11 protein-coding genes and 1 pseudogene are annotated in these 12,932 nt (G+C 60.2%); 6 read left to right on the top strand and 6 right to left on the bottom strand.

Annotated elements, in window-relative coordinates:
- Positions 1–779: 779 nt before the first annotated feature.
- A pseudogene (locus NKH17_RS32640) lies at positions 780–1,828 on the bottom strand (YihY/virulence factor BrkB family protein).
- Between the two features lie 436 nt (positions 1,829–2,264).
- Positions 2,265–2,453, bottom strand: a complete 189-nt coding sequence (locus NKH17_RS32635; RefSeq protein ID WP_502910652.1) for a hypothetical protein — start codon at positions 2,451–2,453, stop codon at positions 2,265–2,267.
- Positions 2,454–3,203: 750 nt separating this feature from the next.
- Here NKH17_RS32635 and NKH17_RS32630 point away from each other — a divergent pair.
- From NKH17_RS32630 to nadE, 5 genes are all read left to right on the top strand, one after another.
- Positions 3,204–3,386, top strand: coding sequence for a DUF3606 domain-containing protein (locus NKH17_RS32630; RefSeq protein WP_352808900.1), 183 nt, complete (start codon positions 3,204–3,206; stop codon positions 3,384–3,386).
- 123 nt (positions 3,387–3,509) lie between these two features.
- Positions 3,510–4,286, top strand: a complete 777-nt coding sequence (xth, locus tag NKH17_RS32625; protein WP_352808903.1) for an exodeoxyribonuclease III — start codon at positions 3,510–3,512, stop codon at positions 4,284–4,286.
- Between the two features lie 15 nt (positions 4,287–4,301).
- Positions 4,302–4,589: a hypothetical protein gene (locus tag NKH17_RS32620; RefSeq protein WP_352808906.1), complete on the top strand. Its 288-nt coding sequence runs from the start codon at positions 4,302–4,304 to the stop codon at positions 4,587–4,589.
- A complete protein-coding gene (locus tag NKH17_RS32615; RefSeq protein WP_352808909.1) occupies positions 4,586–5,209 on the top strand; it encodes a cysteine hydrolase family protein in 624 nt (207 codons plus the stop codon). The genes NKH17_RS32620 and NKH17_RS32615 overlap by 4 nt, the downstream gene beginning before the upstream one ends.
- A gap of 20 nt (positions 5,210–5,229) precedes the next feature.
- Complete coding sequence (gene nadE, locus NKH17_RS32610; RefSeq protein ID WP_352902992.1) at positions 5,230–6,078, top strand: NAD(+) synthase; 849 nt, start codon at positions 5,230–5,232, stop codon at positions 6,076–6,078.
- 123 nt (positions 6,079–6,201) lie between these two features.
- Here the strand turns inward: nadE and NKH17_RS32605 are convergent, their stop codons facing one another.
- The 3 genes from NKH17_RS32605 to eglC form a co-directional block, all read right to left on the bottom strand.
- Positions 6,202–7,512: an HlyD family type I secretion periplasmic adaptor subunit gene (locus NKH17_RS32605; protein ID WP_352808915.1), complete on the bottom strand. Its 1,311-nt coding sequence runs from the start codon at positions 7,510–7,512 to the stop codon at positions 6,202–6,204.
- Positions 7,512–9,257: a type I secretion system permease/ATPase gene (locus NKH17_RS32600; RefSeq protein WP_352902995.1), complete on the bottom strand. Its 1,746-nt coding sequence runs from the start codon at positions 9,255–9,257 to the stop codon at positions 7,512–7,514. The genes NKH17_RS32605 and NKH17_RS32600 overlap by 1 nt, the downstream gene beginning before the upstream one ends.
- 100 nt (positions 9,258–9,357) lie before the next feature.
- Positions 9,358–10,749 carry an endo-1,3-1,4-beta-glycanase EglC gene (gene eglC, locus NKH17_RS32595; RefSeq protein WP_352808920.1) on the bottom strand — a complete coding sequence of 464 codons (1,392 nt, stop codon included), beginning with the start codon at positions 10,747–10,749 and terminating at the stop codon, positions 9,358–9,360.
- A 334-nt stretch (positions 10,750–11,083) separates the two neighbouring features.
- On the opposite strand from eglC, the gene NKH17_RS32590 reads away from it, so the two are divergent.
- Positions 11,084–12,166, top strand: a complete 1,083-nt coding sequence (locus NKH17_RS32590; RefSeq protein ID WP_352808922.1) for a histidine kinase dimerization/phosphoacceptor domain -containing protein — start codon at positions 11,084–11,086, stop codon at positions 12,164–12,166.
- Between the two features lie 667 nt (positions 12,167–12,833).
- Here the strand turns inward: NKH17_RS32590 and NKH17_RS32585 are convergent.
- Positions 12,834–12,926, bottom strand: coding sequence for a hypothetical protein (locus tag NKH17_RS32585; RefSeq protein WP_352971272.1), 93 nt, complete (start codon positions 12,924–12,926; stop codon positions 12,834–12,836).
- Positions 12,927–12,932: the final 6 nt, after the last annotated feature.

The following is a 12,932-nucleotide window of genomic DNA, read 5'->3' as shown; positions in this document are numbered from 1 at the left end:
ATGCTTTTGCTCAGCCGGCAGCTCCCGTTCTACAGGCAGATTTAGCAGGTTGCGAAGGTGATTGCGGATTACCTCTGACTAGTGAAAAATGGCGCAGGACGGCGCGTTTCCGTTGCGATGCCACAGCGGCTGAAGTTGGCTGACAGCTACTCGCGACCGTCGAAAGCCACGCAGAGGCCCATGGCAGTTGCTGCCTCGACGATTGCCTCGGTTAGTTCTTCGTCGGACCCACCAAATAAGGCGCAGTCTCCCGAGCTTCGCGTAGTGCCGCTTTGATCGCGACCGTGTCGCGACGGTCCGCCCTGTTGAGGAGTACAGTAATTGCTTGGTTCTAGAAACGGACCGACCCTTCGCGCGCTCATCCAGCCCTCCCCAGGGACACGCCGAAGGTACTTTACTCCCTACCTGAGCGGCATCAAGACGATGTACGAATTGCACAAATTGGTACGGCGCTGGGCCGCGACAGTCAGGAATGTTTGGTAGAATTTCTGTGGTGGGGATCGGACACTGGCTCGCGAAGATCCCCATGCTCCTCCTCGATCCTAGTGACGCGCCTCGATCCGCCTTTCTCCCACAATCCCAGGTCGCTCCGTCCTGACAGGGACCGGAGGGGAGAACCAATGGGTTGCTATGCGGCTATTCGCGAAGGTCGAACGCGACGAACAGGCCCAAGGCTGGGGCAAGATCGAGAATAAACTCCACCAGCTCACAGTCACTTTCCACCAGATGTGGCCCGTCTCGGCAGCCGCTTGACGAAGGCGTGTAAAGTGATCTGCGCGCTACGCGTCGCGCTCGTCCAAACGCGACTGCTGGTCGGCGGCATCGGCCGATCCGCCCAGTGTGTCGGCGACCTTGGCACCTCGCGCACTCATCGGCTGCTGCGCACCTGTGGTGGTGTCTATCGCTGTCTGATGCTCCATCTCGGAATTCAGCTCCGCACCTACAACCAGGATAATCACGGAGAACCAGGTCCACATCATTAAGCCGATGGCTGCCCCAAGGGCTCCATACGTGGCGTTGTAGTTGGCGAAGTTTTCAAGATAATAGGAGAAGCCTATAGAGACTGCGATCCAGACCACAGCGGCGAGGAAGGCGCCCCATGTCGCCCATTGCCACTTTGCCCTTTCCCGGCTGGGTCCGTAGCGGTAAATCAGCGTGATCCCGACGCCCACCATGATCAGCATCATCGGCCACCGAAAGATCCGCACAAGGGCTTCGGTCCAGCCGCCGAGGTTCACCAGCACAAGCATGGCCGGCACAAGCCCGACCGAGACGACAAAGCCGATACCAATGAGGATGGCGCCAAGTGTGAAGCCCAAGGCCAGGACATTCAGGTGGATGAAGCCGCGCTTTTCACTCTCCTCGTAGGCGATGTTCATGGCTTCGAATAGCGTCTTTATGCCGTTACTGGCGCTCCACAGTGCGACGGCAAGGCCGAAAATGAAGCCGAAGCTGAGCGCGCCAGCCTTCTGAGCGGCCAAGGACGCAAGCTGAGATCTGATAATCCCCAGACCTCCCGAAGGCAGTACGCCGCTAAGGAACGCAATGTGCTCAGCGATGGTCTGAGGATCGGCGACGAAACCATAGATAGACACGAACGCGGCAAGCGCTGGAAAGAGGGCAAGAAGCAGATAGAATGCGGCCCGGCCGCGATCAGCATAACACGGTCCTCGGTTACCTCAGCAAAGACCCGCCACAGCACGTCCTTCCAGCCGCGGCTGGGAATTTCTGACGGCCATTCGGCATTGCGTCCGCGGCCCTCCCGTTCGGCCCGCCGCTCAAGTTGCACTTGACCTTCGTAAGCGTCCTCGGTTGTTTTCTTCGACATGGCCGCCGGTCCGGAGCATCTTCTTCGCGGGGCAAACGTATAATAGCGCCAAAGGATGCAGGTGCAGACCTGCGCTTACAAATAAACATCCGCCGCCTGCAGCAACACCTGCGCCATCCCCATGCAACGAGCTCATTTACGAGCGACACCGCCATGCCAGGACCCTCAGTGGCTTGTTCGAGCGGCCGATGAGAATAGCCTGCTCGCCGCAATTTTTGACCGCGACGCCCGCATCTCGACACAGGAACTCGTAGTGCGCGGATCGGTCCGCGTCACGTCATGCGGAGGTGAAGGCGGCGAGCCTCATCGTCGGTACGGAAAAGTTGCGCTGTTTAGCCCGGTCGAGAGGGCTCTCTTCTGCACGAGTTGCGAGAGGCGGGCCGGTTCGGCTGGAATTCCTAAGCTGACAAAAAAATTCAGGCGATCGGGGTTGAGCCTACGCGTTCCCATCCGGCTCGCTATCTTCATCGACGGCGCGTACTGGCAAATAGGCGTTGGTTTCCAGCCACTCGCGCAACACCATCCGGATGAGATCCGATCTGCCGATTTTTATCTCGGCGGCGATCGAGTTCAGGGCGTCCTCGGTGGCCGGTTCCAGCGGCACGCCAGCGACGTTCCTGAGCATCAGGGCAGCGCGGCGCAGGATGCTCTGCGCGCGAGATATCCGCGATGCGCTCAGCGGCGTTGTCTAGCTCGTCTGCAACAGATTGGCGTGTCATATCGCTCCTTAGCAGCGTGGAGAAAAATGTTCGTCCGACCAACCCAGTCGCGGGATACCGCTCCTTACAAGGCGGAAAAGGGCACCGCGACGGAAATGACAAACCCGCCGAGCGCGAGGCGGGGCGGCGGTCACCCGTCCACCAGGCCGGGCGGGGGACTTGGGGTACGCCTGGTGCGCGTAGACGACAGATTATTAGCTTTCTCCTGCCGGGCGACTACTGGATCAAGTCAACGGCACTGACCGAGCCTATAGCCTGATCGCAACGCCGACCGGGCCTCGGGACCTCAATTCCGAACGCGAGCCGAACGACACAGACGCGCAAGCGGAGCGGGCCGACAAGTGGCTCGATGAGCATCCTCTGTCGAGGTCGTCACCCGAGATCGACGCCGACTTTATGCGCAGGCTATTCGCGACGGTACGCCGCAGGCGCTGCAAGTCGCGGTTAGCTGGAAGGGACGAAACTCCGGCAGTGGGTATGTAGGGCGCAGATTCTCACTCCTGGCCCTGTGTGCGTCGTTCGCTGAGGGCCTCGAATACATGGGCTGATTCAATAAGCCCCTCTGGATTCGGTTCCATGGCCCGCGCCTCGAAGGATTGAACCGGAAGAGTCCGGCTGCGTTGTTGGGACTGGAACGGCAATCCTCGGAGGAAGAAATGGCAAACACTGGAACAACACGTGCACGCAATCAGGAACGTGCCAGGGTCGCTGGTGGGCAGGATCATGAAATGAAGTATGAGGCGGGCAAAACCGGCGCCAGCAAAGCTGACGTCAAATCGGCGGTGAAGTCGGTCGGCAACAGTCGCAAGAAGGTCGAAGACGAGCTGGGCAAGAAGTGAGCCTCGGCCGCATACGATGCCGGCGAAGTTGGCGATGCCAAGAGCTAGGGGTTCAGCGCAACGAGATAGGCCACTCCGCCCTGCGCGCCGGTTGCCGCCAGTATCTCATGAGGGGGCACGCACATGACCCGCATCGCCACCTTCAATGTCAACGGCGTCAACGGCCGGCTGCCTGTGCTCCTGAAGTGGTTGGGCGAAACCGATTACGACATCATTTGCCTTCAGGAACTGAAAACGTCCGACGGCAAGTTCCCTGCCGATGCGATCAGAGAGGCGGGTTACGGCGCCATCTGGCACGGCCAGAAATCCTATAACGGTGTGGCAATCCTCGCTCGCGGAATCGAGCCGGTGGAACGTCGACGCGGCCTACCCAGCGATCCAGACGATACCCACAGCCGCTATATCGAGGCCGAGGTGGATGGGATCGTCGTAGGCTGTCTCTACCTGCCCAATGGCAATCCAGCGCCTGGCCCAAAGTTCGACTACAAGCTGCGCTGGTTCGATCGTCTCATCAGCTACGGCCAGCGTTTGCTCGAGGCTGGGGTACCAAGCGTTCTCTGCGGGGACTATAACGTCGTTCCAACCCCGATCGACGCCGTGGTGCCGAGGCGATGGCAGGGCGATGCGGTCTATTTCCCGGAGAGTCGGCAAGCCTATGCCAAAATGCTCAAAGGTGGCTGGATCGATGCCGTCCGGCGCATCCATCCGGAGGAGGGCATCTACACCTATTGGAATTTCTCCTATCGGGGCGGCTACGATCGGAGTTCCGGCCTGCGCATGGACCATCTCCTGGTGAGCCGTTCTCTTTCCGACCGGCTGCGTAATGCCGGCGTGGATGTCGAGCTTCGCGGGTGGGAGAAGCCAAGCGACCATGCGCCGGCCTGGATCGAGCTCAATTGACTGCGAGGAATACAAATGGTCGAATTGGATGACCACGTCGATCAACAAAATCTCTTTGTGTATGGGCGGCGGGAGGAGTCGAGCGGGAGAACCGCCAAACAGGATAACCTAGGGGCAGCTCCGCTCCTGCTGCACCAGGTTCATCCAGTATATGCGTTCGCCGACATGCCACTGAACAAGCTTTGGAATATCGGGGAGTTATTCCCCGGCTGCCAAGCCACGGATGGCAAGGAAGCAAAGATCGTGGCTGGTCTGGAACAGTCCGAGGCGCAGAGCACTGCCAGGAAAGCGGTCCGGCATTGACGAAATTGGACGAAGGCCTGCGGTTTGGACCGCTTCGTGAGCGCTGGGTTCACCTCTGTGTCGACATGCAACGGATGTTTGCCGAACCGACGCAATGGCACACGCCGTGGATGGAGCGCGTATTGCCCAATGTCGTCGCCCTCGTCGAATTGGACCCGGCGCGGACGATATTCACCCGGTTTATTCCCCCTCGATCTCCCGACGACGTTGGCGGCGCCTGGCGACGGTACTATCAAAAGTGGGAGACAATGACCCGCGATCGGCTTGATTGTCAGCTGATTGATCTCGTTCCGGAACTGGCGCGCTTCGTGCCGCCCGCTTTGCTTGAGGACAAACCAGTCATGTCCGCTTGGCACGGGTCACTGCATGCTCGCCTGCGGTCTGCGGGCATTGATTCACTCATCGTGTCGGGCGCGGAGACGGAGGTTTGCGTGCTCGCCTCTGTGATGGGAGCGATCGATCTCGGCTACCGGGTGATCATCGTCGCTGACGCGGTATGTTCCGGAGCTGACTCGACCCACGATGCCATGCTGGCGATCTATGAGAGCCGCTACGGTATGCAGGTCGAGACAGCGACCACCGCCGACCTCCTGGCCGCTCGACTGGACAGAATGTTGTGACATCGGGAGCACCTCGGCGAATGACAGAACAGGAAATGATTATCGAAGCGTTGGGCGTCACTGCGAGCTTCGACGTCGCGCTGGAAGCGCGCCGGCGCATGGACTTTCTCAGCACCTATCTGCGTGCATCGGGCCTAAGCAACTATGTGCTGGGGATCAGCGGCGGAGTGGATTCACTCACCGCCGCTCTTCTGGCTCAACGCGCCGTCGAGGAACTGCGAATGACAGGATACGACGCTACATTCCTGGCCGTTCGTCTCCCGTACGGCACCCAGGCGGACGAGCATGATGCCCAGCGGGCCTTGGACACCATAGCGGCGGATGAAGTGCACCGGGTCGACATCAAGCCGGCTGCCGACGCGATGCTGGATTCGATCAAGCTGGCTGGGGTCGAGCTTGGCGATGCCGGCCGCGAGGATTTCTTGCTTGGCAACATCAAGGCGCGTCAACGCATGATCGCCCAGTTCACGCTCGCCGGCGCCACGCGCGGGCTGGTCATCGGCACCGACCATGCGGCTGAGGCCTTGATGGGTTTCTTCACCAAGTTCGGTGACGGTGCCGCCGACATTCTTCCTCTTTCCGGGTTGAACAAACGCAGGGTTCGCGCCTTGGCAGCGCATCTGGGCGCTCCGCCTGAACTTGTTGACAAGATCCCGACCGCCGACCTGGAGAACCTCGTCCCGCTTCGGCCTGACGAAGATGCATATGGTCTCACATACGATCAGATTGACGACTTCCTAGAAGGCCGGGAAATCAACGAAGCGGCGCGCAGGCGGATACTTCACGCGCACTCCAGCACAGCCCATAAGCGAGCGCCTCCGGTCACAACGAGTGCCATGACGAGTTCGGCATTGGCGCATCGGCAATAGTCGTCTCAACATACGCGACCGATGGGCTTAACTTCCGCTGGAGCGATGCGTTGCTCTTTCCGCTCCGCATGCGGTCATGCGGTCGAGAGTGTCGGCACGTATGGCCGAGGCCGGCGCGCGAACTCACTCCTCCCTGAATGCCCGCTGGATTTGATCTTCCAAAGGTTTCACGAGGTAAGACAGCATTGTCCGGCTGCCGGTCGAGAAGAACACCTCGACAGGCATGCCGGGCGCCAAGGTTAGGCCTTTCAGCCGTGTAAGCTCTGTGCGCGGCAGTGTGACCCGCACGGTATAGAAGCTCGTGCCGCTTCGCTCATCGATGCTGAGATCGGGGGAGATCTCACTGACTACACCATTTAGCTCAGGCGTTATCCGCTGGTTGAAAGCCGAAAGCCGCAAGGTTGCGCTCTGCCTTGGTGTCAGCTGATCGATGTCTTGCGGTGCCACACGCGCTTCCACGGTCAGGTCATCTGTCACAGGGACAATCTGCATGATGAGCTCTCCGGCAGATATAACGCCGCCGACCGTATGCACGCCAAGCTGATGGACGACGCCAGTTTGCGGGCTGCGTATATCGATACGCCTGAGTTGATCTTCGGCAGAGACCTTTTGCTCAACCAACTCGGCGAGCTTTGCCTGGACGTCACGGAGTTCGGTTGCCACCTCGCTGCGCAAATCCTGGTCGATCTGAATGATCTGCAAACGGATTTCGGACGTATGACCCTTCGATTGCGCGATTGCCGCAGTCAGCTTGCCATGCTCGCCTTCAAGCCGGACTGCATCACGCTCAAGTGTCGTTATGCGATCGATTGAAACCAGCTTGCGGTGCCAGAGCTTGCGCATCCCGTCGAGCTCAAGCCCGATCAGCTTGATTTCCTGGCTTTTAGCATCCCTTTGCTCGGTCAGACCGGAAACTTCCTCGCTGAGCTGAGCAATCCGCTCTTCCAACTGAGCCTTCTGGCCAGCGCGTGCCTGGCGACGAAACTCGAACAGGGATTGCTCGCCTCCCATCGCACGCCGGATCTCAGGATCGCCCTGCCGCGAGCTCAGCGAAGCTGGGAAGGCGATGGCGTCATTGCCATCGCGCTCGGCTTCGAGGCGGGCCAGCCGGGCCTCGAATTCGTCCAGGCTCTTGGTGACGATGGCTAAATTCGCCCGGGTGACGGTTTCATCGAGACGGGCCAAGACCTGGCCCGCCTTCACGGCATCGCCTTCTCGAACGAGGATTTGACCGACGACGCCACCCGTTGGATGCTGCACCTTTTTAACGCTGGAATCGACGACCAGCCTTCCCGAAGCAATGACGGCTCCGGAAAGCTCCGTGACCGCGGCCAGGCTTCCCGCCCCACCAACCAGAAGCACGCACACCGCGACACCACCGAACAGATAGCGGCGAATGGTCCGATCGATCGCGGGCGCCGCGTATTGCGTCATCACTGTGTCGCCTCCTCAGGGCCGGAGACGACCTTCAGAGGAACGCCTCCCGGGCGGGTTACCTTCCCCAGGACCTCATTCTTGGGCCCAAACGCCTGGACACGGCCGTTTGCCATGACAGGGACCTGATCCAGGCTTGCAAGCGCGCTCGGCCGATGCGCAACCACCACAGCAATACCGCCTCGCGCCCGCACTTCTTCAATTGCCGCCGCCAGCGCGGCCTCCCCTTCTGCATCCAGGTTGGAATTGGGCTCGTCCAGAATCACGAGGAACGGGTCGCCGTAGAGGGCTCGTGCGAGTGCAACTCGCTGTCTCTGGCCCGCCGAAAGCGCCGCCCCAGCCTCGCCGATGCGAGTTTCGTAACCTTCAGGCAGATGGACGACGAGATCGTGAACGCCGGCGGCTTGCGCAGCCGCCAGTATCTTGTCCGACGGGGGGCGAGATTCGAAGCGCGCGATGTTCTCGGCTATGGTGCCATCAAACAGCTGCACATCCTGCGGCAGATAGCCGATGTGGTTGCCGAGCTCTTCCGGCGACCATTGGTCGAGGGTCGCGCCATCGAGCCTGACCGTTCCCCGGATGGGCAGCCATATTCCGGCGATTGCCCGGACAAGTGAAGATTTTCCAGACGCGCTCGGTCCGACGACGCCGAGGCCGGCACCCTTTTCCAGCGCGAACCCGACATCCTGCACAACCACACGCCGCTCGCCGGGTGGCGTGACGCTGATGCTTTCGACGGCAAGAGCAGATACCGGCGCGGGCAGCGAGACACTCGTGGCGGTCTGGGGAAGCATGGCCAAAAGCTGGCTCAGCCGGGTCCATGCCTGGCGAGCACTGACAAAGCCCTTCCAATGGGCGATAGCCAGTTCGACCGGTGCGAGCGCCCGGCTCATCATAATCGAACTGGCGATCATAATACCGGCTGTCGCTTCCTGATGAATGACCAGATAGGCGCCGATCGCCAGTATACCCGACTGCAGCATCATGCGCAGGACCTTCGAGATCGTCCCGAGTGTCCCAGCCAGGTCGCTGGCTGTTGCGTTCGTGTTGAGATAATCGGCGTTGACGCCTGCCCAGCGCTCGGCAATGCGCGCGCCAAAGCCCATCGCCTGCAGAGCCTCTGCATTGCGGCGCGTCGCCTCCGCAAGCGTATTGCGCGCCGCCGCCTGGCTGTTTGCCCTCTTCGCCGGCTCCCTCGTGCGAACTTCGGCAAGCAGAGTCAGGCTGGCGAGAACGATGGCGCCGGCCAGCGCCGTCATGCCGATCCAAAAATGGAACAGGAAGCAAATTATCAAATACAGCGGCATCCAGGGCAGGTCGAAAAGCGCTGTCGGACCAGTGCTCGACAGAAACGAACGAACCTGATCAAGATCCCGCAAAGACTGAAGGCCGTCGCCTGGGAGCTTGGTGCGCAACGGCAAACGCATAAGGGCGGTATAGACTTGCCCACTCACTCGCGCGTCCAACGCCATCCCGATGCGCACAAGCAGCCGCGACCGGATTAGTTCAAGAACACCCTGAAAGACGAAAAGCGTGCCGGCAAACACAGCAAGTCCGATGAGTGTCGGCACACTGCGGCCGGGTATGACCCGATCATAGACCTGCAGCATGAAGAACGAGCCGGTCAGCGCCAGAACATTGACGACACCGCTCATCAGGGCGATTCCAGCGATCGCGCGGCGGAAAGAGGCCAAAACCGCAGCGAGCGTTGTTCGCGGCGGCTCGGACGAATGGGAATGCGACATCGCCTTCACATCGGTTTCAGTTCGGTCCCACGCGCAAGGATCGTGCCCGAAATCAGGCTCGATGACAACGTCTACATACCGCCGCAGTCAGGCGCCGCGCCTAGATAAGCCAATCGTTCAGCGCGTAGGCGTGGATGTAGTCGATCTGCATCTCCGCAGGTGTCGCAAGCCCGTCGGCAGGCGCCCCCGCGAGACCACCGACTGCCAGATCGACCAGCATATACATCGGGTCGTGCATGTCGGAAGGGGTTGCGGCACGGGCAACTTCCACATCATCGAAATACCAGACGAGTTCGTCTTCCGTCCACAGCACCCCGTACGTGTGGAACCCTCCCGTATCGGCGGCAAAGGCCGTCGAGGACACTGTCGTATGAGTTCCCGTCTCGTTCGAGTGGCTTGTCATAATGAGCTTGCCTGGATCCTGGCCGAGCATCTCCACGACGTCCAGTTCCGGTGGCCAGGAGCCGTCTGCCGGCAGCAGCCAGAAGGCCGGCCACACACCTTGCTTTTCGGGCATGTCGGCCCGAATTTCGAAATAGCCGTAGGTCTGCGCGAACGATTCATAGGTCGTCAGCAAACCTGACGTGTATTTGTAATTGTCTATGTAGGGCTGGATAGCCGCGGGAGCCCGGGCGGCGGTAATCGTAAGAACACCATCCTCGATGCTGAAGGGGTTAACGGAACGCGTCGGAGCATAGTTGGTGTCGATATACCATTGAAGCTCCTTGTTGCTCGTGAGCGAGCTGCCATTCGGGGCACCCCACCAGAAGTTCGAATCCCAGGTGCCGCTCGAGCCATTCCACAGGTCCAGCGTGTTGAACTCGTCCGAAAAGGTGAGTTCCAGATGCGACCTGTCCAGGGCAAGATCGAACTGGCCTGGGGTGAACTGGTCGATGGTCTTGTTGGCGAACACGAGAAACTCGTTTTCGGACAGGTTGAGTCGGACGTTCGCTCCCGTTTGCACCATGTTGGCGTGCACTTCCTCGAAGGAGGTGAAGCCGTAGCTTCCGACGCGCGCTGTATCGTCGGCGCCAAAGTCGAGGATCAGGTCACTGCCATTCCCGGGGGTCACAACAAAAATGTCGGCCCCGGACCCGCCCTTGAGAACGTCGTCTCCCCGGAGGCCGTCGAGCGTCTGTTGGCCGGAGCCGCCGGTAATGATGTTGCTTAGCTCGTTTCCGAAAGCAAAGTGTTTGTCCCCGGTGACCGTCAGGTTCTCGAAATTGGCCGGGAGCTTGTAGCTCATCCAGGTCGAGATGGTGTCGATGCCCTCGTTGGGCAGCTCGACCGCCTTGTTTTTGGATGAATACAGATAATAGATGTCATCGCCCTTGCCGCCATACATTGTGACGGCAACGCCGCCGTCGGCGTACATCGAGTCGTTGTAGATGCTGCCATAAAGTAGCGGGCCCGAATTCGTCGCCGAATACCACTTTATCGAGGACCCGCTGTAGGGGAGTGGCACACCCTTGGCGTTCAATACGGTGGCCATTTAGTTCTTCTCCTTTGTCTCGCCTGTCTCGCCTCGACATCAGGCTACCTTTGGAGGACAAAACGAGCCAGTAACATTTGGCTCCCGACTTGAGAGAGTTACCGGAACTTTAATGGGCAACGCAGCGAGGGCCCGCCTGAACGTTCAGGGCACCAGGATTGCAGCCGGGCCCTTGCCGCTCTGCTTCGGCCGGCCGCAATGTCAGACGTGCGGCCGTTATGCGACGCAGGGCTTGTTGTCAGATGCATGATGCGAAACGTGAGATGCAGCTCCAGTTTTGGCGATGGCAGGCGCGCCGCATTGTTGATATCATCCGCACAGAACAGGCGCGCAAATGACATCGGATTCAGAGAAGGCTGAGGCGGTCGAGCAGCTGCTTGATACACCTGACCTTGCAACAGCACTCGAAAGCGAACAGTTCAAGAAATTCCTTGACCAGGTGCCGATCGCCATAGCCGTTTCGGACCTTGCCGGTGAAGAGCGCGTGGTCTACGCCAATCCGGAATTCGAGAAACTGTCAGGCCTGACGGCCGCCAGGCTCACCCGAGAAAACTGGGCGGCCCTTTTAGGCACAGGCCTCCATCAGCAACAGGACAGGCCGCTAGCCGAGGCCGTGGTCGAGGGAACCGATCTGGTCGGCACCTTCAGGCTGGAACGCGGCGAGGACAAACCCGCGATTGTCGACGTTTATTCGAACGAGATAGAGGACGACAACGGCAAGGTTTGCTTCCGACTGGTGGCCCTGGTCGACGTATCGGCTCACGGCGAGGCGGGAGATCAGCGCTCGGCCGAGGAGCGTGTCAGCGAGAACGACATACTGCTTCGCGAACTGCAGCACAGGGTGAAGAACAACCTGCAGATGATCACCGCACTGATCCGGCTGGAAAGCCGCAACGCTACCGAGGCCGACCGGACACGGTTTGAGCGGCTCGCCGGTCGCGTCGACGCTTTGGCGATCCTCTACCAGACGCTAACGGCCGACCAGCCGAAGGAGGAGGTCGATCTTGGTGTGTATCTCAGCCAGATAGCGTCCGCGGTGATGAGCTCGCATGCAGTCGAGGGGATCCGGCTGGATATGAAGGTGGATACATATCCTGTGTCAATAAACGTCGCCATGCCAGCGGGACTGGTCGTGAACGAATTGCTGACTAATTCACTAAAGCATGCCTTCCGGGGGCGCGACGGCGGCACGATAATGCTGCACAGTGTCGTCGATGGCGATGGCTGCCGGGTTACGGTGGCGGACGACGGAATCGGCCTACCGGAAGGCGAGATGTGGCCCAAGCCAGGCAAGCTCGGAGCGCTGATCGCGCGATCGCTGACCGAGAACGCCAAGGCCCAGCTAGCCGTCGAGTCCAGCGCCAACAAAGGGACGAAGGTGACCATCGTTTTCAAACGGTGGGCGGCAGCAAGCTGAACGATTGCCGTCGAACATAGCAGGCTGGCGGCTGGCTTCATGGCGATTTTGAGCAGGTGGCTGCAAATAGGCGAGGGCGCCCGACGCGCGCTTCGAGCCGCCAGCAATCGGACGCCGCCAACTCGGCACGCGCCGGCTCACGGGTCACGAGAACACGTCATAACCCTTTGCTGCGAATGCGCCTGCAGCGGCTCGCCCGATCCCACTGGGGGCCGGTGACCGCGTTCGGACGCAAGGCACGGCTCGGCGACTGACGCTAGTTCCGTAGACCGCGACCCTCGGGAACGGCGGGGGCACCTGACGCCTTCGCGCTCATCACGCGCGAGCCGGTAATTCAGCAGCGAGTCATCGTATTGGCCAATCTTGCCGAGGACGAAGGTCTAACCTACACATCAAATTGGTGCAAATACCGACCTAGCTAGCTCTGACAGGCAGAGGTTCACCGCCTTGTGCCAGCGAGGTCCTCTGCGGGTCCACGTCTTGAGCTGCTCAAGGGCTGCCCTCGCATTGTTGCAGCCATGCCTGTCGCCGGTTTCAGTCTTCACGAACACCGGAGGGACGAACCAATGGGTTGCCATTGAGGGATAATTAGAGGGGGTGGGAATGTTTGGTAGAGATGTCTGGGCCGGTGATCGAATTTGGCTCGCGCGAAGAGCGATGCGACCTGCTAATCAGGAAAAAGCCTACCCTCCTCCTTAGCGGCAGCCAGGAATGCCTTACGGGCCTCCTCAGCTTCCATCTCGTCGAATATCACGGCCATGCAAAC

This window comes from Mesorhizobium sp. M1334 (genome assembly GCF_040317995.1).
Lineage (GTDB): Bacteria > Pseudomonadota > Alphaproteobacteria > Rhizobiales > Rhizobiaceae > Mesorhizobium.
This window is presented reverse-complemented; position numbering and strand designations above follow the sequence as displayed.